This is a genomic window from Shewanella frigidimarina (genome assembly GCF_003797125.1).
Lineage (GTDB): Bacteria > Pseudomonadota > Gammaproteobacteria > Enterobacterales > Shewanellaceae > Shewanella > Shewanella frigidimarina.
On the sequence record NZ_RKKE01000010.1, the window covers coordinates 1 to 22,031 of the forward strand.

Genomic DNA, 22,031 nt, shown 5'->3' on the forward strand with positions numbered 1-22,031 from the left:
CAACATTCCGAAGAACAGAAGACAATTTCGAATAACTCAATACCTGTGAATGTCCACACAGATTTCTTGTTTAGATTGTTAAAGAACGTTGATATCAATTTTTCAGACATCACCATAAGACGCTAGGCCGTTGGCTTGGGGTGCGTATTCTACGCTTTCCCGTGTTGGCGTCAAGTGTTTTTTCAAACTTTCTTTTTGCCGTTGTAAACTTCAATTTGAACCTTACAACCTGTCAGCGACGTATGCCGTGTCAGTGGTTGCGCATTATAGGGAGCTTAATTATTTGTGCAAGCATAAATAGGCTAAATATTGCAAAAACATGACCGAGAGGTGCTTTTTCAATCGAAAAGAACAAAAAAGGGACTATCCGTCCCTTTTTAGGCTATTTCACTCGGTTCTAATCACCAAAGAATCGAGTTTCCTGTTTTATTTCTATTGGGCTACCATCTATTTGTGCAGTTATTTTGATATCGATTTTGGTGAGACTTCTCTTCAACTCAATAGGATCAACTGCAATACTAATTGGCAGGGTTAATACTTCACCAGCTTCTATCGATACATGCTGTGGGCCAATCCATCTGGCATTAGGCAAACCTTCGACGCTTAGTTCGTATTCTTGTGGTTGCTCTGTTTTATTGAGAATTTTAATCGTAAAGGTATTTTCTGTATTGCCCTGGTTATTTTCTCGATAAAGTGAGTTTCTATCTCTAATGACATCCATACGTACCGGAGCAATCGTTGCGCTGGCATAAATGAATATTAATATCATCGCAGTCAGCACCACACCGTAACCAACTAACTTAGGTCGCAGTACCTTTTCTTGCACACCATCAAGTTTGTTTTCTGTTGTGTAACTGATTAACCCTTTATCGTATCCCATTCGTTCCATAGTGTTATCGCATGCATCGATACAAGCACCACAGTTAATACATTCGTATTGCAGACCATTACGAATATCGATTCCAGTTGGGCACACTTGTACACACAAGTCACAGTCAATACAGTCGCCTAAACCCATCTCTTTAGGATCTTGTTTACGTGTACGAGGACCACGGGTTTCACCGCGTTGGGTGTCGTAGCCTACTATATAGGTATTCTTATCAAACATGGCAGCTTGGAAGCGGGCATAGGGACACATGTGAATGCACATGATCTCACGCATCCATCCGGCATTACCGTAAGTAGCAATAGTGAAGAAAACCACCCAAAAATATATCCCGCCACCTGCATTAAGGGTAAAAAAGTCAATATAGAGCTCACGACTTGGAACAAAGTAGGATACAAAGGTAGTAGCTGTTAATAGTGATATTAATAACCAAGAGGTATGTTTTGCTGTTTTACGCGAGAGTTTATTGACACTCCATGGCATTTGATCGAGCTTTATTCGTTTATTACGCGCCCCTTCAAACTTTTCTTCAAACCATATAAAGATGAAGGTCCACACTGTTTGTGGGCATGTATAGCCACACCACACTCGGCCTAGATAAGTGGTAACGAAAAACAGCCCAAATGCGGCTATCATAAAGAGTGCGGCAAGCAAGGTGAGATCTTGTGGCCAAATAGTTAAACCAAAGACGTGAAATTTTTGCTCAGCAAGATTAAACCAAACGGCTTGACGGTCTCCCCAGGGTAACCAAGGCAGAAGTAAGAAAAATAACATGGCTATCCAACCCATATAACGTCGTAAGGTTGTCCATAAGCCATCGACAGCTCTTACGTAAATACGGTTGCGCGGATTGAATCGGTCTGCTTTACTAGCATCAGGTTGATGGATTTGAATACGTTGTTGTTTGGAAAAGTCCTTGGAGTTGGATTCTGTCGTCATGTTACAGCCTTACTGCTTTAATATTGAACGATAACTAGCTTATTATATAGGTAATAACACATTATTGGATAAAAAGATGAGAGGCTGGATAGGATTAGCAATAATCGCGGGGGTTATTTATTATTTCGCGACAGAAACAGACAAGCTTGATAAGCCCATTAATGACATTAAAACGATGTTTACTAAGGCAGATAAAAAGCTTGATTCGATGACTGGTACAAAAATCACTAAAATAGATAAACACATTCCACAAATTAAAACGGAAATTTATGAGCGTTTATCGACAATTGAAATTCGTGAATTAGATGGTGTATTTACCAGTAATGAAGCAATTAGCGAGTTTAAAAGCCAATACTGCCATAGTAGTGCTCGCCACCCTGTTTTTACTAAAGACAATCTGCAATTTATTTGCGATAAAATCTAATAACTCGAGATCGTTAACGATTTTATGGTAACGAATTGACCTAAGTATCAAATAAGCCTAGCCTTTGTGTAATATCTGCAATAGGGGCTAGTTTTTTTTATGACACAATCACAAGCTGAATCGGTATCTGACATCTTTGACCCTGAGTTATGGGATCTTGTCGAAGGATTCAATTTTGAAGACATCACTTACCACCGCGCAAAATCTCAAGGCACGGTGCGTATAGCAATAAACAGGCCTGATTGCCTTAATTCATTTCGCCCTAAAACGGTAGACGAACTCTATACAGCTTTAGACCATGCTAGACAATGGTCCGATGTAGGTTGTGTACTCATTACAGGCAATGGACCATCAGCAAAAGGTCAGTACTCATTTTGCGCAGGCGGCGATCAGCGTATTCGTGGTAAAGATGGCTATAAATATGAAGGTGCTGAAGAAGGTACACCAGATGTCGCTCGCATGGGGCGTCTGCATATATTAGAAGTGCAGCGAATGATCCGCTTCATGCCTAAAGTGGTCATTGCGGTTGTACCTGGCTGGGCTGTAGGTGGTGGACATAGTTTACATGTGGTTTGTGATTTAACGTTGGCGTCAAAAGAACATGCTGTTTTCAAGCAAACCGACCCTGATGTAGGCAGTTTTGACTCCGGATATGGCAGTGCTTATTTAGCCAAGATGATTGGTCAGAAGCGTGCCCGCGAAATCTTCTTTCTTGGGTTTAATTACTCTGCAGAAGAGGCATTTAACATGGGTATGGTAAACCGCGCCATTCCACATGCCGAACTAGAAACTGAAGCCTTAGCCTGGGCCAAAGAGATCAATTCTAAATCCCCCACTGCAATGCGTATGCTTAAATATGGCTTTAATATGGCTGATGATGGTTTGGTTGGCCAACAATTGTTTGCCGGTGAAGCAACACGCTTAGCCTATGCTAGTGAAGAAGCTCAAGAAGGTCGTGATGCCTTTTTAGAAAAACGAGATCAAGACTTTTCACGTTTCCCGTGGCATTACTAATCACAATATCTGTTGTTATCGCCTGAATTAATTCATGTTATTAACTGTAATGGAAGGCCCTTTTTAGGGCCTTTATTGTTTTCAATATTAAAAATCACAAACGTAATCGAAATTTTCATTTGCAATAATCGAATCAACCCTCTTTACATGATAATGAGAACTGTTATCATTTAAATAAATCAAACAGGGGATTCATCATGAAAAAGACAATCAGCTTTGCCATTTTACACTTCAGTGTGGCTTTTACGATTACCTACCTATTAACCGGTAGCATTATTATCGGTGGTACCATTGCCCTGCTTGAGCCTGCCGTCAATACAGTTGTGTTCTACTTTCATGACAAAGTGTGGAAAAATATTGAGTTGAAAAAGATGCAACAAACTGAAATAACAACTGAGTCAATACAGCTTGTGAGCTAAGATGATGCTGACATTGATAACCATCATCTGACTAACATATGCTTGTTGCTATACGATGCGAGTTTAACGATAGCAATATCGTAAGCGACAAGATTTTCCAGCCTAATACGTATTGACCTTATAACTCAATAGGACTGTTTACGAATAACCGGCATAGTTAAACAGGTAAGCATACAGACCACACTGTACAAGCTGCATATATTTAGACGACTGAACGACGATTAGACCTAATGCTAATATTGTAAAGATCTCAAATACAAAACATCAAAAGTTAATATCGTAATTAACGAGGATTTGATGACTTGCCACTGCAGGATTACCTCCATACAGTGTTGAAACAACATGAACGCCACCTTCCAATATCCTTATCACCAGCACTGACTGTCAAACAAATGTAGATGCAGACTACAACCAATAACATGTATGGTTAATTTGAATTTGTAATCGCGATTATGCATCTGTTCAAGCTATTGTTTATCTGTTTCAACGTTATTAAGACTATTTATCAATAGAATAATTAATCATGCTCGCCATGATATAAGCACAACACTAGGCTATTATTGACACGAATATGTACAAATTAGAGTCGATAGTCCTTTTGGCCACTAATCAGCTTATATCCACAATATACACAACTAGCATAATTTAACGATTCCTAATCAAGAATGTTAATACTGTGCCGATATGTTTAACATTAGAATAAAATGAACATAACTTCTCTTGTATCCGGTCTTAATAACACTGAGATCAAAAAATGACCCGATTAAGGTATTAACCCATGTTTAACGCTTTTAATACTATCAAAGCTCGTATTCTACTAGGCTATGCAGCTATTTTATTAATGACCCTAGTGGCTGCTGTTTTACTCAATAACAGCAACCAAACCGTGAAACAAGAAGTTGGTGGTTTTGTCGATGGCACATTACCAGCGCTTAACAGCATTACACGAGTACAAAGCCTTGCCAAAGAATTGGTATTAATGGGTTATTCTTTATATGGCACAACTATCGATGTTACAGAATTTAGCCAGAATAAAGTTAAACTAGAAAAAAACCTTAACGAGCAATATCAACAATTAAATACCGTAACATCTACCCAATTAATGCCACAAATTGACGCGCTTAACGCCGCGTTATCGGCACTTGAAAACACCATGAGTAAATCATCGGTAGATTGGGACAATGCCCGTAATCATTTAAGCACATTAAATAACAGTGCTAACGAGCTCAAAGATCGTCTAGATGTTCTTGCTGAGGAAATCTCAACTCAAGCCAACCTTAATGCGATGAACATTCAAAATGAACTTGGCCATAATACTATGCTTATTTTCGTATTAGTTGGGCTCATGTTGGTTGTGGCTGTTGGGGCCTACTTAGCAGCACAAAAACAAATTGCCACACCTATACAACAACTATCAAACGACCTCACCCGCATTGCCCAAAATCGTAATTTGAAAGCTAAATTGTCTGACGAATGTATCGTTGAAATTAGTAATGTGGCCACCAGTGTTAATGGCCTAATTAACGTATTCCGTTTAGGAATGAATGAAGTACATGACGCCATCGCCAGTATTAGCCAAACCGTTGCCCAGTTAAGTAACACAACAGGTAAATCATCAGCCTCTGTGGATGAGCTTCAACACACTATTGTGAGTTTAGTAGATGTGATGTCGCAACTTGAGCAACAAATGGAGCAAAGTGTTGAACATTCACAAAGTGCATCAGATTCTGCTCAGCAGGGCGCGCAAAGTATGGTTGAAGGGCAAAAAGAAGTTAAACAAACAGCAGACAGCATTAGTGTACTGGCTCAAGACATAGAAACAACTGCCAGTATGTTACTAACACTGCAAAACTCAGGTAAACAAGTGGCGACGGTGGTTAAAACCATTGCCGATATTGCCTCACAAACAAATTTATTGTCATTGAACGCAGCCATTGAAGCGGCTAGAGCAGGTGAAACCGGAAGAGGTTTTGCGGTTGTTGCTGATGAAGTTAGAACGCTAGCCTTACGCACGCACAATTCAACAGTAGAAATAAATACAATGCTGGCCAATATTGTCAATTCAATTCAATCTGCGGTCGACAATATGGCATCAAACCAACAAAAAGCACAACACTCAGTATCATTAGCAAATCAGTTAGTAATAACACTTGAACAGAGCCGCCAACTTATTTTGTCTCTTGCTACCGTCAGTCAAGAATCTGCCATGCTAGCACAAGCTTCACAGCAGCAAGCGCATACAGTTAAACTTAAAGTGCAAGATTTCACGCTATTAGGTGAGTCAGTTTCTGAAGGTAATCATCAAATTAGCGAGGCTGGTAATTTGTTGAGTAATTTAGCCGATAAGCTAACCGACACGGTTGATCAGTTTGAACGCTAAACACGGTAATTGAATAGACTATCTCGGTGGTTTTTGTTTTAACCAAATCCAAAAGCCGCTGAGAGATACCATTAACAATGCTAGCGCGAATAAGTCCCATAACCAAACCGATAAATGACCAAATAAACGTCCACTATGTAAATCGAGCATCACGCGTTGCCAATGCAAATTAGCACTACGAGCAAGATTAACAACCTCTTTGTCTACAACTTTACTTTCACTCAGCCAAGCGACTGGTGTTGTTAACGGCGCAATAGCTTGCCAATCGATAAGTTGTTCGTCGGCTTGATACACGCCATTGTTGGTATTTAACCACACCCGCCCATCTACAATCGCTAGCGCTAACAAACCAGATGGAAGACCAGTGCTGGCATTTTGAGTTTCTTGCAATTGACCAAGATCATTAAACAAATACAATTGCTGTGCATCTATGGCCACCAGCATGTTATCGACATAGCTGGCACTGATTAAGGTCGTATTTGCCTCTAAAATCATATGTTGGTTTTGCCACAACAAATTATCGGTAATATATAATGCAGACGGTACAACACCAAACTGAGCAACATGAGAAGGTGCAGCAATACCATAATAATCAAGCAACCACGACTGGGTAACTGGTGTTTGGTCTAAACCAAAATCATCGCTGTGGTTTATTGCCACACCTGTAAGCACTAACAATAAGATAAACAACGCACTCACTAATCCTAAGCGACGATGCCAAGGACGAAGGGCTCGTAAAATCTTAAGCCTAAAACGGTTACGTCGAGATGTTTTAGTCACACTAACCTGCTTGAAATGATCCGCTTGAATTGAAACGTGGCTTAGTGCACCACATGCGCATGAAGTAATAATGCAATGCGCGATAACTTAGTTAACGCTCTTACTGATAATGTCGCACCAGTAATCCCGTCTATATGCTTATCAAGCTGATGTTGATCATCTAACTTGGCCAGCTTAAATTGGTCTGTAAAAAAATCATGACGAACCTCGTCACCGCGACTTTCACGATAAACCAACACTTTAGTCCGCACAATTTGATGGTCTTTAATATGAATAGCGACCGTAATCGGCGACTCTTTGCCTATTTCGTCCATTATCCAAACGGTTTCATCATTGTGTTGCCAGTAGCGCATACGCATTTTATTAAAACGATGGGCTAAAATAGCTTCTACGGCTTGCTTTAGATCATCGTCTAACCACAACACTTTAGACTCGCCAGCATTGCCATTAAATGCTTGGTTAATAAAGGCGTCATTTGACTGATACTGTGTTGCTACAGCACTAAACGCCGACAAATAAACAGCTAATCCCATCATAAATAGCATCAAATATGATCGTAATATTGCCTGCATATCAATCCTTAGCCAAGAGTAAAAATAAGGGTGCCGACAATATACACTGTTGGCACCCATAATTTTACCGATAATCTGTTTTATCGGAGTGTCTTTTTACTGAATGCTCATCAATTAGAACTGGTAACCAACACCTAGGTTGAAACCGTCTGAATCTGCAGCTCCACCAATGTTTTCGTAATCAGCTTTAAACACTACGTTTTCGTGTAACCAGTAGTTAACACCCACGTTGGTTTGTTTTTTCTTGGTGTCAGCGCTATCACCGGCATTGTTGTCCCACTCGTTATAACGAGCAAACACACCAAACTGTTCATTAATGCGGTAAGAAGGCTCAATATAGAAACCATTTTGCTTATCGCGACCTAATGCTTCAGCTTCTTTACCATCAATATCCCACTGGGCGAATAAAGCCTTAACAGTAAAGTTTTCAATGCTGTAAATAGCGTGTGCGGTTAACAATGTAGCAGAAGCGCTATCAACACCAGCAGTACCTTGAGTTAAGTCAGACTGGTACTGAACCGTGGCAGCTAATTCTAAACCCGGTACTGCAGTGTATTTTACACGACCGGTATAAGCTAAATCTTCGCCTTTTGCTTCAGATACTTTTTGACGACCGTTACGGATTTTATAGCCTGAGCTTTCATCCAAATACAAACCAGATGTCACTGCAGTGTCAAACGCTAAACCTGGAGCCGCTTTAATATTAAGGTTTAAACCACCTTCCCACCATGTTGCAGGAATAATGTCTTTTTCTACTGGGTTACGCTCAACACCGTAAAATACTGTTGGTTCGTGAGTTTCGTTGATAATACCCACTGGCATTAAAAACAAACCTGCTTTAGCGGTAAGCATCTCATTAAAGTCGTGCTCGATATAAGCTTGCTCTAGCTCAACTTCGCCTTTTTTACTCTCACCGGCAATTGAGTGCTCAACTTCTAGTTCAGAGAAAAAACGAGTAGTGCTGTTAAACTCGTGACCTACAAATAAAACGAAACGGTGGAAGTCGAATTCTTTCTTGTCGGTACCCGTTTGGTTATTGCTAATGTTGTTATAGTGTAATTCACCATAACCACCAATAGTGGTTGCCGACTTGCTTGATGCAGTTGCTTCTACTACATCTGCAGTAGTTTCTACACGCTTTTCAGTTTGCTCAAGACGCTTTTCAAGATCTTTAAGCACTTTCTGCTGCTGCTCAATAATCTGGCGTAGTTCCGTTTTTTCGTCAGAAGCCATAGCTTGATTACTAGCCAAAAGACTAAATAGTGTTGCAGCAATTAACGTTTTTTTCATATTCCATCCCAATTAGATAATGTGAACAATCTTGAAGCTGTGTAAATAAATGTAAATTTTCGTGAATTATACATAACGAATATGTTAATGCAAACCATTATCATTAAGTTTATGATACGTATGTCACATATTTAATAAGCTAAAATTACAGTTAAATATCACAACAGAAACAATCATTGATAAAAAATGTTCAAACTGATGACGGGCCTGAATTATATTCTGAATTGATATAAATGGTTTTTTTGAAGAAGCTATAGAGGTGCCAATCTGGTGCAATAATGAGGAAAATCAAGCTGTTTACGTTGGTTTCTTCCGTTATGAAGGAATTAATGTTTGAATAGAGCATTAATCCAATTGAATTCCAAAGCGTAGTTAAAAATACAATACTATGATGCTTTTAACAAAAATTTGAGTCGAATAAAACCTGACCGTTAGTTAAATATATTGCCTTTCTAACGAACTGCTATAACCTAACTAAAACCTCTTCGTTTTGTCATTTATTTGTCCTCGATAGCTGGCTGAGCGCTCAATTTTTGAGACGGCCCAATGACAGCTCTACGCTTAAGCTACCAAACCGTTGAATTTGGTGACATAGATGTTCATCTATGTACCTTACGTAATAATCAAGAATTTTATGACCCTACAGGCATAGCTGAAAAACTTGGAATATCCTCTGCGAGCTGGCCTATTTTTGGCATTGTATGGCCATCAAGTTTAGTGCTGGCTAACTATATGTTGGATTACAAAACCGAAGGTAAAAGAATTCTAGAAATAGGCTGTGGAATAGCGCTATCAAGCTTACTTCTTAATGAAAAACATGCCGATATAACCGCAACCGACTATCACCCAGAAGTTGAGCAGTTCCTTAATCGAAACACAAAACTCAACAATGGCAAAAACATTGCTTTTGAGCGAGTAGATTGGGCCAATGATACCAGCAAACTGGGACTCTTTGATGTCATCATCGGCAGTGATTTATTGTACGAAGATGAGCATGTGCAGTTATTGGCTTATTTTATTAAAAACCATGCCAGTGAAAAATGTGACGTCATTATCGTAGACCCAGGCCGAGGCCGAAAAAATAAACTCAGTGTAAAATTAGCAGAGTTCGGTTTTATCAGCAGCCATTTTAAACCAATACACACCGACTATTTAGCACTGCCCTTTAAAGGCTACATTCTGGTTTTTTCGCGTGGTAATGTCGTTGCCTAATCAAGTATCATTGTCACTATCTAGTACCAATAATCAGTGTGTTCAAATACTGGGGTTCAGCAACGCTTAGCATCGTTGCTGCTAAATACTTGTTGGGTTGTTTTAGCTGTGAGCAAAGCATCACGTTAATCAGTCGATCATTACAAATATGTAGCCATACTTGATTGTGCATCAACCTTTAAGCTCGCTCCAACTCAATAAAAAACCGTTAATACATGATGGAATAAACAATAATTATTAATTCAATCATCAGAATTGACGTTAACCATACAACGCTAAGCTTACCATTTAATTATTTGTCAGGTTTTTAGGCTCAAAACAGGCTATGATCCCACTTCGTCGCCCCCTGGCTAATGCATTCAACTATTGAGTCATTACCCCCAAGTAAATAATGAATTACGATTAGGTTTATATGGCATCGTTATCGGGAGCGCGGTAACTCTTTTTACCCCTTTTATACTTTACATTAGGCAATACCATGGCTATCAGAATTAAACTTAAACCTGGCCGCGAACGTTCATTAGAACGTCGCCACCCTTGGATATTTTCCAATGGAATTCACAACGTCAATGGCGGAAAACCGCAAGCTGGTGACACTGTTGAAGTAGTGGCGCACGACGGGCATTGGCTCGGACGCGGTGCCTGGTCGCCAGAATCTCAAATCCAAGTGCGGATATGGACCTTCGACAAAGAAGAAACTATCGATGCCGATTTTTTCGCCCGACGCATTAAAAGAGCCCAAGCGGGTCGTGATGATTTGATCCGCGAACAAGGTCTAACGGGCTATCGCTTAATTGCCGCTGAATCGGACGGTTTACCCGGTATCACCATAGACCGTTATGCCAATGTTCTGGTATGTCAGTTATTGAGTACTGGTGCTGAAAAGTGGCGCGACACTATCGTTGAGCAACTGGTTCTTCAATATCCTGACTGCGCTATCTATGAGCGTTCAGATGTCGACTCGAGAAAGAAAGAAGGCCTAGTTCCGGTAGTAGGACTACTGCACGGGGAGCTACCTGCTATGCCCGTCATCATCGAAGAAAACGGTATTAAGATTGCCGTCGATGTTGTTAAAGGTCATAAAACAGGTTTCTATCTGGATCAGCGTGACAACCGTGCTATGGCGGCTCGTTTTGTCAAAGGTAAATCAGTGCTTAACTGCTTCTGTTACACTGGTACTTTTGGCTTGTATGCCGCCAAAGCTGGCGCTGCGAGTATTGAAAACGTCGATGTATCAACCTTAGCGCTGCAAACTGCTCGCAATAATATGGCCATTAATAATCTTAATGATGACCATGTAAATTATAACGAAGCTGACGTATTTAAATTACTACGACTTTACCGAGATGAAGGTAAAACCTTTGATGTTATTGTTTTAGACCCGCCTAAATTTGCCGACAATAAGTCACAACTCGATGGCGCATGTCGCGGTTATAAAGACATCAATATGATTGCGATGCAATTACTTAATCCAGGCGGAATATTACTGACGTTCTCGTGTTCAGGCTTAATGCAGTCAGACCTATTCCAAAAAGTGGTTGCCGATGCCGCACTTGATGCCAAGCGTGAAGTGCAATTTATTGAACGCATGCACCAAGCAAGCGACCACCCTATTAGCAGCGCATTCCCAGAAGGTTATTACCTAAAGGGTTTGGTTGCCAGAGTCTGGTAAATTAGCCAATGGAAGATAGCAAAAAGGGAACAATATTTGTTCCCTTTTTTATTCTATAAAAATCGCGATCAGCTCAATGAAGCCTTGTACCGCTAATACCTACCACACAATTAAAATGCGTTTAAGTCAATATGAGTATTAGCGGCATCACGATATCTTGATCTGTTTTATGTTGGAACACCCAATTTAGGGTTAACACCGTAATCATTTGCATCATGGCTGTCTTGGGCCAAGAAAACAATCAGAACGATTAAGCCAATGAGCGGAATTAATAGTATTAATTGCCACCAGCCAGAACGGCCTGTGTCATGTAACCTTCTAGCTGCAATACTAAGACTTGGAACTAATAACGCAAGACTCACTATCATTGAAATAGTCTCTAAACCAAGTACAGCTAAGACAATATTGATAATGGTATAAACAAGTATAAACATCCAATATTCTTTTCTTCGCGCTCGACCAGTGAAATCAGCATACTTTTTTAACGCGCCTACAAAATAATCCATTCAGAACCGTCCTTGTTATTGATAAATAATTGACTGGGCATTAGCAGAATATCGATAAATAATCTAACCGACCTTTCATTAATACAATTTCTAATGCTTTTAATAACTTACCAGCACATTCAAGGTAAATCAATCATCCTTTAATGACTTACTCGTAGTATGCTGTCATTTTTAATAGTTCATCACTAAAATCGAAAATCTGATCTAACGTTTCAATTGGATATCTTATTTCATTTTTATCAGAATCAAATAAACCAATATACTTTTGTTTAGCATTGAAGTGTAAACGACATAGAGGTTTACGGTTGTTATCATCCAATAACACCCCGAAATAGCTTTGGGTATCTCTAGCAATAATTCGACTCGCATCTACATTTTTTCTTAAAATTGCTTTAACAATATTAAAGCCTTCAACTTCATCGTTAGTAGTCACTATTTTAGGTTTTTCATCATCTAGAAGACACTTATCCTCATCTTCTATTTTCGAGATTTGTTCATCTCCAATGGCAGATTTTAACCTTTCGTTGATGCTGTCACTTAAAAATTGCCTTAATGCTTTTTTAGTTATTTCAGTAAACTGCTGTTTTACTTTTGGAGTAAGAACACCATCGTAAGTCCTTGCAGCAAAGAACTTTATAAACTCTTCTTCAGGGTCTTTAAATTGCTCGTTTAATAGCTTTTTAATTTGATTTAAATACTTTAACTCTCCAGCAGCATTTACTATGGATTCAACATCAAATGAAGACTTAGTCAATTTCTTAAGTTCAGGGATTAAATGCTCATCTATATTTAATAAATCTAACGTTAAAAACGGTTTTTCATCCATTTTGTTAGGAGCATCTAAATCAGTAAAAAATTGATATTCTGTTCCGTTAGTCAGGATGGCTAAACGAGAGTTTGTAACAGAGAAATATCTAAATAATTGTCCTGCATGCTTAATTGATAGCTTTTCACCGTATTTTTTACATTCTATAAGAATTTGTACTTCACCATCTTTAACTAAAGCGTAGTCAACTTTCTCGCCTTTTTTAGTCGCTATATCTGCCGTAAATTCAGGGATGACTTCGTTAGGGTTAAAGACATCATAACCAAGCACGGTATGAAGAAATGGCATAATTAACGCATTTTTGGTTGCTTCCTCAGTGTGTAAACTGGCAGCTATTTGGGGAATTCGTTTTGCTAAAACATCTATTCGTTCAATAAAATCCATCTTATCGACCTCATGTTAATAAATAATATAACTCCTATTTCAAGTTAGCAGATAAAAATCAAATACCATAATGCTTTTTGTATAAAAAACGGACAATAAAAAAGGCTTCAAAAGAAGCCTTTTTGTAAAAAATTCAGAACCTTATTCAACAGTAACCGATTTAGCCAAATTTCGAGGTTGGTCTACGTCGGTACCTTTAATTAATGCCACATGATATGACAATAATTGTAATGGAATGGTGTAAATTAACGGTGCCATGAACTCATCGCAGTGTGGCACTGGAATGACTTTCATAGTCTCATCTGATTCAAACTCAGCATCAACATCGGCAAACACATACATTAGTCCGCCACGAGCACGCACTTCTTCAACGTTTGATTTAAGCTTTTCGAGTAATTCATTGTTCGGTGCAACCACGATAACTGGCATATCTGCATCAATCAAGGCTAATGGACCGTGCTTTAACTCACCAGATGCGTAAGCTTCGGCGTGAATATATGAAATCTCTTTTAGCTTTAATGCACCTTCCATCGCGATTGGGTATTGATCACCACGACCTAAGAATAATGCATGTTGCTTGTCGGCAAAGTCTTCTGCTAATTCTGCAATTGCATCATTTAAGCCAAGCGCTTGTTCCACTTTAGCTGGCATTGATAACAAGCTTTGAGTAATAGCTGCTTCCATGTCGCTAGACATGCCATTATGACGACCAATAACTGTTGTTAACATTAACAAGCCAGCAAGTTGTACAGTAAAGGCTTTAGTTGATGCAACACCAATTTCTACGCCAGCTTTCATCATGTAAGCCATGTCAGATTCACGTACTAACGATGAACCTGCTGAGTTACAAATAGTTAAAGTGGCTTTGTAGCCCATTTCTTTTGCTAGGCGCATTGCAGCTAACGTATCCGCTGTTTCACCAGATTGTGAAATAGTCACTAACAAGCTATTTGGGAACAGGTGCGATTTGCGATAACGGAACTCAGATGCAATTTCAACATTACACGATACGCCAGCCCAATCTTCTAACCAGTAACGCGCTGCCATACCCGCGTGGTAACTGGTACCACAGGCAATAATTTGCACGTGTTTAATGTCTTTTAAAAATTCAGCGGCATTTTCACCAAAAGCTGAATCTAAAACCTTACCACCCGCAATACGACCTTCTAAAGTATGAGCAATTGCCGTTGGTTGTTCGTAAATCTCTTTTAACATGTAGTGACGGTATTCGCCTTTGTCACCTGCATCATGAGTCACTTCCGACTCTTTCATTTCGCGCTGAACTGCATTGCCATTAATATCAAAAATGTTAACTTCGCGACGCGTAATTTCTGCGACATCACCTTCTTCTAAAAAGGCAAATGAACGTGTTACAGGTAGTAATGCTAATTGATCTGAGGCAACAAAATTTTCACCTAAACCATAACCAATGACTAATGGGCTTCCGCTACGGGCAACAACCATGCGTTCGCTATCACGACGGTCGATAACAACTGTACCGTAGGCACCTTCAAGCTGTTTTACTGTCGCTTGTACTGCCACTAATAAGGTAGCAGCTGTTTTTAGTTCATGATGAACAAGGTGACAAATAACTTCGGTGTCTGTGTCAGATGAAAATACGTAACCTAAACCTTTTAGCATCTCGCGCAATTTACTGTGGTTTTCAATAATACCGTTATGAACAACAGCAATATCACCTTCAGATAAATGTGGATGTGCATTGCGTTCGCTTGGCTCACCATGAGTTGCCCAACGAGTATGGGCAATACCAGTGCCGCCGCTTAACGGTGCAGCATCTAGTGCCGATGACAACTCTTGTACTTTACCAACGCGGCGAGTACGGCTTAACTCACCTTGATGGATAACAGCAACACCAGCTGAGTCATAACCACGGTATTCTAGACGACGTAAGCCTTCTACTAAAATTTCTGCAACATCCCTTTGCGCCACTGCGCCTACGATTCCACACATGTTTGTTGTTTCCTTTACTGTTTCAATTTAATTTTGTTTACTTAGCGTATGGTGCGAGGATTACTCTGACACCATGTGCTGAAATAGTGTTAACGGCTTCTTGGGTGATGTTATCGTCGGTAACTAAGACATTAACCACATCCCAAGGTAATTCTAGATTAGGGATCCGTCGGCCAATTTTAGTCGACTCTAATAACACCACGACTTCACGAGACATTTCAGCCATTACTTTACTTAAGCCGGTTAGTTCGTTAAATGTGGTGGTGCCACGATCGAGGTCGATACCATCGGCACCGATAAAAAGTTGGTCGAAGTTATATGACCGTAATACTTGCTCTGCCACTTGGCCCTGAAAAGACTCTGAGTGAGGGTCCCAGGTGCCACCGGTCATCAATAATGTAGGTTCATTTTCAAGTTCATGAATAGCGTTTGCCAGTTGCAGTGAATTCGTCATCACCACCAAGCCACGCTTGTCATTAAGCTGCTGAACAATTCCGGATGTAGTGCTACCACTGTCGATGATGATCCGGTTATGGTCGCGGATCAGCTCAGCGGCTTTAGCGGCAATAGCTTGTTTATTTAATGATAGGTTTTCGCTGACTATTTGGGTCATTTCTTGAGGTACAGGCACCGCACCACCATAACGTCGTAATAATAGTCCATGAGTTTCAAGCATGGCTAAGTCTTTGCGAATAGTGACTTCCGAAGTGGCAAATAGATTCGCCAGTTCATCGACACTGACTTCGCCTTGCTCATTAACCAATTTAATGATCGAATGACGACGTTGTTGGGTGTTACGTTTAGTCATTTAAATTAACTATCTTTCATATAAGTTTCGAAACGAAAGATATTTTAGCATCAAATGAAACTTTATCTAGATCTTATCGCTCAAAAATTGAAATAAAAGTACAAAAAAAGCCTCTGACATATGCAGAGGCTTTTAATTGATTAATCAATACACGTTAGTTTTTAAAATATAAAACCTTCGTTAATATTAGAATTTAACTTCGGCGGCAACACTGAAATTACGATCTTGACCAATGGTGACCATATTATACTGACCACCTTCAATATAGTCGGTATCGAATAGATTTCTGACATTGGCGCGTACACTGACGTCTTTCCCCATAACATCCATAGTATAGGCTGCGCCGATATCGAAACGGATATAACCGTCTTTACTAATACTGTTATCAGTGTTGGCAAAACGCTCACCAACATAGATAGCACCAAAGTTTATCGCAAAGTCTTCAGTCATTTCATAGCGAGTCCAGATATTAGCCGACCATTCCGGCGCATCAACAGGTGTTTTACCTTCACGTTCATCACCCGTGTGATATTCAGCATCAAGGTACATCATTGAAGATGTCATGAACCAATCGTCACTTAACTGACCTTGAGCGCCCACTTCAAATCCACGATGTTTCTGCTCACCACCTTGGGTAGTGATATCAGTATAGGAATCTATTGGAGTCGGTAATACTTCAGATATTGTAATATTCTCAACAGTGATATCAAATACAGCCGCAGTGAGTAATAAGCTATCGTCAAACAGTTCCCATTTGGTACCCACTTCGTACTGAATACCATATTCAGGTTTTAAATCCAGTTCATCGTTAACGTCAAATTGATTATTAACAGCACCTTGTGGAGTAAAACTTTTTGAATAGTTAACGTAAATACTGCCATTTTCCATTGGCGAGTAAATAGCCCCAAACTTAGGCGATACCGCATAACTGTTCTGACCTAAGCCGTCTTTCTTTTGCTCGTCATAACGTACACCAGCAAGCAACTTCCACTGTTGGTTTACGGTCATTAAATCTTGTAAATAGAAACCATAATATTTGTATTCGCTCGGATCACCTTTGCTACTTAGATGATAATCAAGATCAGGCTTAATAACTGACTGCCCAGGAATAACTGTTTGGCTTGTTCCACGCTGGATCTGTTGTTGATAGAAATAATCTAGATAGTTTGCACCTATCAATAACTGGTGTTGAACTCCTGCAAAATCAAACTCGCCAGTAAAATCGATATAAGCGGTTTTATGTTGCCAGTCATCATAGCGATCAAATGGTTTAATGCTGTAACCGTTGCTAAAAGGAGCCGTGGTATATTGTGGCGCAGAGTCGAAACGTTGACGATTGAATTGCTGATCGTTATAACCGGCTTTAATTTTCCAATCGTCACTAATATGCCAAGTAAGATCTGCACCTAAATTTGAAACCGTATTATCGGTAAAGGCCCAAGGAGCATCCCAAATAGTTTTATTATTGCCTATAACATTACCTTGAGAGTCTAACCAACCACCCGCATCAATACCGGCTTTATCTTGAGTGTGATCGTATTTAACAGATAGCAATACATCATCTGTTAAATCAAATTCCATATTAAGATAACCTAACCAACGATCACGATCTTGGTTTTCTTCTGTGGTTGAATATTCACGCCAATATGTTGTGTCTTGCTTTACTAACACACCACGATATCGAATACTTTGGGCATCATTTAAACTGCCTCCAGCATCAATTTGTGCACGGGTAGAGCCGTAACCATCAGTGTCGACACCTACATTAAGCATAGAATCATAAGTCGGCTTTTTGGTGACCATATTCACCAAACCACCTGGACCAGATTGGCCATACAACATACTAGAAGGACCTTTCAGCACTTCAACTTGTTGTAGAGTTTCAATAGGTTGTATGTAGTGAGACCATTGCTGGTGGCCATTAATTAAATAACCATTACCAGAATCTAACTCAAAGCCACGGATACTGAAAACCTGGCGGTTCCAGCGTGTAGTCCCTGCCGTTACACTTGAATCATTCACTAATACTTCAGCAAGGTTAGTTGCCAATTGTTCATCGGTGACAAAATCAGGGATAACATTGACTGACTGTGGGGTATCCATTAGGTCGATATCACCGCGCATAGCACCAGATGCTGTACCGACTTTATAATCGTTAAAAGTTCGACCCACAACATTAATACGTTCTATGTTTGTATAACTAGATACTTCAGCCATTACCGGCATCGTCATTAATGCTGAACCAACTGCTAAACCTATAACTGAATATTTAAATACCATTTACAACTCCTCAATGAAACCTCTACTCCAACAAACGAGAGTAATATAAATGAGAAGCGTTTCTATTTAAACTTATTTTTTAATATTTACAATTGACTGTGATATTGATCAAAAATATATATAAACCAATGCATTGAGCCAACATACTAAAATGAATTTAAGCTTAAATTATCTCTTTTTGTGATTTTATTTGGTAAGTTTAATATTCATAATCTTTAAGACAATAAAAAAGCGACCAATGGCCGCTTTAGAATAATCAGTATAAAAATCTACTTTTTAATTTTAATCGGCCGTTGCCAACCCGTAATATGACGCTGTTTAACGCGCGTAATCACCAGTTCATTTTCTGCTACATCTTTGGTTATGGTTGAACCAGCACCTAAAGTAGCATTTTTACCGATTGTCACAGGTGCAACAAGTTGGGTATCGCTACCGACGAATACACCATCTTCAATAGTGGTAATAAACTTATTGGCACCGTCATAGTTACAGGTAATCGTACCGGCACCTATATTAACCCCAGCACCAATTTTTGCATCGCCTAAATAGGCTAAGTGACCAGCTTTAGAACCTTTACCTAATACGCTCTTTTTAATTTCAACAAAGTTACCAATATGAGCATCTTCTTTAAGCTCTGCCCCTGGGCGTAAACGAGCAAAAGGTCCAGCACTGGCAGCTTGTCCAAGCTTAGCGCCTTCAACGATAGTATAAGGTTTAATTTCTGCATTATCGGCAATGTCGCAATCAATCAAAATCGCGCCGGCTCCAATTGTCACGTTATTACCTAAGGTGACTTTACCTTGAAAAATAACGTTAACATCAATCATCACGTCCATACCAACAGACACGTCGCCACGAATATCAATACGAGCAGGGTCGCGTAAATTAGCGCCTTCAAGCATCATTTTTTCAGCAGCTCGAGCTTGATAAGCTCGCTCTAATTGCGCAAGTTGTACGCGGTTATTAGCGCCTTCGACTTCAATAGCTGATTGTGGTTGTGAGGTGGTAATTTCAACACCATCAGCATTAGCCATGGCGATAATGTCAGTTAAATAGTATTCGCCTTGAGCATTATTATTAGATAAACGATTTAACCATGCTTTTAACTGCTTACCTGGTACCGCCATAATGCCGGTGTTCACTTCGTTAATAGCTAACTGCTCAGCATTAGCATCTTTTTGTTCAATAATTCCGACTACTTTACCCTGTTCACGAACGATACGACCATAACCTGTTGGATTAGGTAAATTGACAGTTAAGATAGCAAGACCATTTGTAGGACGAACAGCCAATAAAGCTTCTAAGGTCGATTGTTGAATTAGCGGCACATCACCATAAAGAATTAATACCGTGTCGTCGTCGTTAATATTTGGGTTAGCTTGGGCAACGGCATGGCCGGTACCGAGTTGTTCTGCTTGCAATACCCAATTTAATGCTTGCTCACCTAAAGCCGCTTGTAATTTATCTGCACCATAGCCATACACTAACTGAATAGCCGATGAACCTAAAGAATTGGCAGTATCGATAACGTGTTGCACCATACTTTTATGGGCAATGGGATGCAGCACTTTAGGCAGATCTGAGCGCATCCGAGTTCCTTTTCCTGCAGCTAAGATCACAACATTTAACGACATTGAGCATTCCTTTATTGAACAGATAGAGATTTGCGGTCATTTTAGCGGAATATCAACCAAAGGGAAAACAAAGGCGCTAAGTTAGCCAGTAATAGGCAATAAAAAAGGCGACTCGTAAGAGTCGCCTTTTAAGCGTCAAATAATCAGATTATCTGGTGATATTTTTCTTGATGCATTCAACAACACGTAATTGAGCCAAAGATTTGGCTAACTCGATTGTAGCAGCTTCATAATTGAAGTCAGTACCGGCATTAGCAATTGCTTGCTCTGCACGTTCTTTGGCTTCTAAAGCAGCTTTTTCATCAATATCATCGGCACGTAATGCTACATCAGCAAGCACTGAAATTGCAGTAGGTTGTACTTCAAGTAAACCACCTGATAAATACAACACTTCTTCACTGCCATCTTGCTTGATAAAGCGCGCCATACCAGGCTTGATTTTTGTCAGTAACGCAACATGGTTAGGCATAATACCTAACTCACCTTCAGCACCATTAACTTCTAAAAAGCTAACTTGGCCATGGAAGATGCTGTTTTCTGCACTAACAATATCAAGTTGGACTGTTTTGGCTGCCATCAAGTTCTCCTTAAAGAACTAAGCTTTACGGCCTAGTTATTTCTTTTTGTTAGCTTTTTCGACAGCTTCATCGATAGAGCCAACCATGTAGAACGCTTGCTCTGGGATGTGATCGAACTCACCATCCAAGATACCCTTGAAGCCACGGATGGTGTCTTTAAGAGAAACGTACTTACCAGGAGAACCAGTGAAGACTTCTGCTACGAAGAAAGGTTGAGATAAGAAACGCTCAATCTTACGTGCTCGGAATACCATGGTTTTGTCATCATCTGACAATTCATCCATACCCAAGATAGCAATAATGTCTTTCAGCTCTTTATAACGCTGTAATACAGTTTGTACACCGTTTGCAACGTCATAATGCTCTTGGCCAACAACCTGTGGATCTAACTGACGTGAAGTCGAATCCAATGGGTCAACCGCTGGGTAAATACCCAAAGATGCAATTTGACGAGACAATACAACAGTCGCATCTAAGTGAGCGAAGGTTGTTGCTGGTGACGGATCAGTTAAGTCATCCGCAGGTACATATACTGCTTGTACAGAAGTAATCGAACCAGACTTAGTTGAAGTGATACGTTCTTGAAGAACACCCATCTCTTCAGCTAGTGTTGGCTGATAACCTACTGCAGAAGGCATACGACCTAATAGTGCAGACACTTCAGTACCCGCTAGGGTGTAACGGTAAATGTTGTCCACGAACAACAATACGTCACGACCTTCGTCACGGAACTTTTCAGCGATACTCAGGCCAGTTAACGCTACGCGTAAACGGTTACCTGGAGGCTCGTTCATCTGACCATAAACCATGGCTACTTTGTCTAATACGCCTGAATCTTCCATCTCGTAGTAGAAGTCGTTACCCTCACGAGTACGCTCACCAACACCAGCGAAAACAGAAAGACCAGAGTGAGCTTTAGCGATGTTGTTAATCAGTTCCATCATGTTGACTGTTTTACCAACACCAGCACCACCGAACAGACCGACTTTACCACCTTTAGCGAAAGGACAAACAAGGTCGATAACCTTGATACCTGTCTCTAATAGCTCAGTTGAATTTGACTGATCTTCGTATGAAGGGGCTGCACGGTGAATAACATAACGCTCTTCTTCACCAATAGGACCCGCTTCATCGATAGGCTCACCCAATACGTTCATAATACGGCCAAGGGTTGCAACCCCTACCGGAACAGTAATTGGTGAACCTGAGTTTGCTACCTCTAGACCACGACGCAGACCATCAGAAGAACCCATAGCGATGGTACGAACTACACCACCACCTAGTTGCTGCTGAACTTCCAGCACCAAACCATTACAGGCGCCTTCACCAGTGATCTTCAGAGCGTCATATACTCGAGGTACAGAATCTTGTGGAAACTCTACGTCCACAACCGCGCCAATTACTTGGACAACAGTACCTGTGCTCATGATTAATCCTCTAAACTTGATTTCGTTAC

General features: G+C 40.1%; 18 protein-coding genes. 6 read left to right on the top strand and 12 right to left on the bottom strand.

Features of this window, described 5'->3' with window-relative positions:
* Positions 1-397 precede the first annotated feature (397 nt).
* Positions 398-1,825: a cytochrome c oxidase accessory protein CcoG gene (ccoG, locus tag EGC86_RS19325; protein WP_123778700.1), complete on the bottom strand. Its 1,428-nt coding sequence runs from the start codon at positions 1,823-1,825 to the stop codon at positions 398-400.
* Between the two features lie 76 nt (positions 1,826-1,901).
* Here ccoG and EGC86_RS19330 point away from each other — a divergent pair, with 76 nt between their 5' ends.
* The 4 genes from EGC86_RS19330 (at position 1,902) to EGC86_RS19345 (ending at position 6,062) form a co-directional block, all read left to right on the top strand.
* Positions 1,902-2,249: a hypothetical protein gene (locus tag EGC86_RS19330; protein ID WP_011639434.1), complete on the top strand. Its 348-nt coding sequence runs from the start codon at positions 1,902-1,904 to the stop codon at positions 2,247-2,249.
* Positions 2,250-2,348: 99 nt separating this feature from the next.
* Positions 2,349-3,263 carry a 1,4-dihydroxy-2-naphthoyl-CoA synthase gene (locus tag EGC86_RS19335; protein WP_011639435.1) on the top strand — a complete coding sequence of 305 codons (915 nt, stop codon included), beginning with the start codon at positions 2,349-2,351 and terminating at the stop codon, positions 3,261-3,263.
* 197 nt (positions 3,264-3,460) lie between these two features.
* Complete coding sequence (locus EGC86_RS19340; RefSeq protein ID WP_059746129.1) at positions 3,461-3,682, top strand: DUF2061 domain-containing protein; 222 nt, start codon at positions 3,461-3,463, stop codon at positions 3,680-3,682.
* 778 nt (positions 3,683-4,460) lie between these two features.
* On the top strand, positions 4,461-6,062 hold the full coding sequence (locus EGC86_RS19345; protein ID WP_123778702.1) for a methyl-accepting chemotaxis protein: 1,602 nt from the start codon (positions 4,461-4,463) through the stop codon (positions 6,060-6,062).
* Between the two features lie 18 nt (positions 6,063-6,080).
* Here the strand turns inward: EGC86_RS19345 and EGC86_RS19350 are convergent, their stop codons facing one another.
* The 3 genes from EGC86_RS19350 to EGC86_RS19360 form a co-directional block, all read right to left on the bottom strand.
* The gene (locus EGC86_RS19350) at positions 6,081-6,926 is read right to left on the bottom strand and encodes a PepSY-associated TM helix domain-containing protein (RefSeq protein ID WP_342634250.1); all 846 of its coding nucleotides are present in this window, start codon (positions 6,924-6,926) and stop codon (positions 6,081-6,083) included.
* Entirely contained in the window at positions 6,884-7,414 is a 531-nt protein-coding gene (locus EGC86_RS19355) for an FMN-binding protein (protein WP_123778706.1), read from the bottom strand. Before EGC86_RS19355 ends, EGC86_RS19350 begins: the two co-directional genes overlap by 43 nt.
* Before the next feature lie 114 nt (positions 7,415-7,528).
* Complete coding sequence (locus EGC86_RS19360; protein ID WP_123778708.1) at positions 7,529-8,704, bottom strand: porin; 1,176 nt, start codon at positions 8,702-8,704, stop codon at positions 7,529-7,531.
* A 546-nt stretch (positions 8,705-9,250) separates the two neighbouring features.
* On the opposite strand from EGC86_RS19360, the gene EGC86_RS19365 reads away from it, so the two are divergent.
* Both EGC86_RS19365 and EGC86_RS19370 read left to right on the top strand, forming a co-directional pair.
* A complete protein-coding gene (locus EGC86_RS19365; protein ID WP_059746124.1) occupies positions 9,251-9,916 on the top strand; it encodes a class I SAM-dependent methyltransferase in 666 nt (221 codons plus the stop codon).
* Between the two features lie 478 nt (positions 9,917-10,394).
* On the top strand, positions 10,395-11,588 hold the full coding sequence (locus tag EGC86_RS19370) for a class I SAM-dependent rRNA methyltransferase (protein ID WP_123778710.1): 1,194 nt from the start codon (positions 10,395-10,397) through the stop codon (positions 11,586-11,588).
* A gap of 167 nt (positions 11,589-11,755) precedes the next feature.
* Here the strand turns inward: EGC86_RS19370 and EGC86_RS19375 are convergent, their stop codons facing one another.
* The 8 genes from EGC86_RS19375 to atpD form a co-directional block, all read right to left on the bottom strand.
* Positions 11,756-12,094 (bottom strand): DUF805 domain-containing protein, encoded by a 339-nt coding sequence (locus tag EGC86_RS19375; RefSeq protein WP_059746122.1) that lies wholly within the window; start codon positions 12,092-12,094, stop codon positions 11,756-11,758.
* A gap of 148 nt (positions 12,095-12,242) precedes the next feature.
* On the bottom strand, positions 12,243-13,304 hold the full coding sequence (locus tag EGC86_RS19380) for a type I restriction endonuclease (protein ID WP_123778712.1): 1,062 nt from the start codon (positions 13,302-13,304) through the stop codon (positions 12,243-12,245).
* 141 nt (positions 13,305-13,445) lie between these two features.
* Entirely contained in the window at positions 13,446-15,275 is a 1,830-nt protein-coding gene (gene glmS, locus EGC86_RS19385) for a glutamine--fructose-6-phosphate transaminase (isomerizing) (protein WP_011639445.1), read from the bottom strand.
* A 37-nt stretch (positions 15,276-15,312) separates the two neighbouring features.
* Entirely contained in the window at positions 15,313-16,083 is a 771-nt protein-coding gene (locus EGC86_RS19390) for a DeoR/GlpR family DNA-binding transcription regulator (RefSeq protein ID WP_102037443.1), read from the bottom strand.
* Between the two features lie 186 nt (positions 16,084-16,269).
* Positions 16,270-18,363, bottom strand: coding sequence for a TonB-dependent receptor (locus tag EGC86_RS19395; protein ID WP_123778713.1), 2,094 nt, complete (start codon positions 18,361-18,363; stop codon positions 16,270-16,272).
* A 269-nt stretch (positions 18,364-18,632) separates the two neighbouring features.
* Positions 18,633-19,997 carry a bifunctional UDP-N-acetylglucosamine diphosphorylase/glucosamine-1-phosphate N-acetyltransferase GlmU gene (gene glmU / locus EGC86_RS19400; RefSeq protein ID WP_123778715.1) on the bottom strand — a complete coding sequence of 455 codons (1,365 nt, stop codon included), beginning with the start codon at positions 19,995-19,997 and terminating at the stop codon, positions 18,633-18,635.
* 148 nt (positions 19,998-20,145) lie between these two features.
* Positions 20,146-20,574 (bottom strand): F0F1 ATP synthase subunit epsilon, encoded by a 429-nt coding sequence (locus EGC86_RS19405; RefSeq protein WP_011639449.1) that lies wholly within the window; start codon positions 20,572-20,574, stop codon positions 20,146-20,148.
* Between the two features lie 36 nt (positions 20,575-20,610).
* Positions 20,611-22,002, bottom strand: coding sequence for a F0F1 ATP synthase subunit beta (atpD, locus tag EGC86_RS19410; protein ID WP_011639450.1), 1,392 nt, complete (start codon positions 22,000-22,002; stop codon positions 20,611-20,613).
* Between the last annotated feature and the right edge of the window lie 29 nt (positions 22,003-22,031).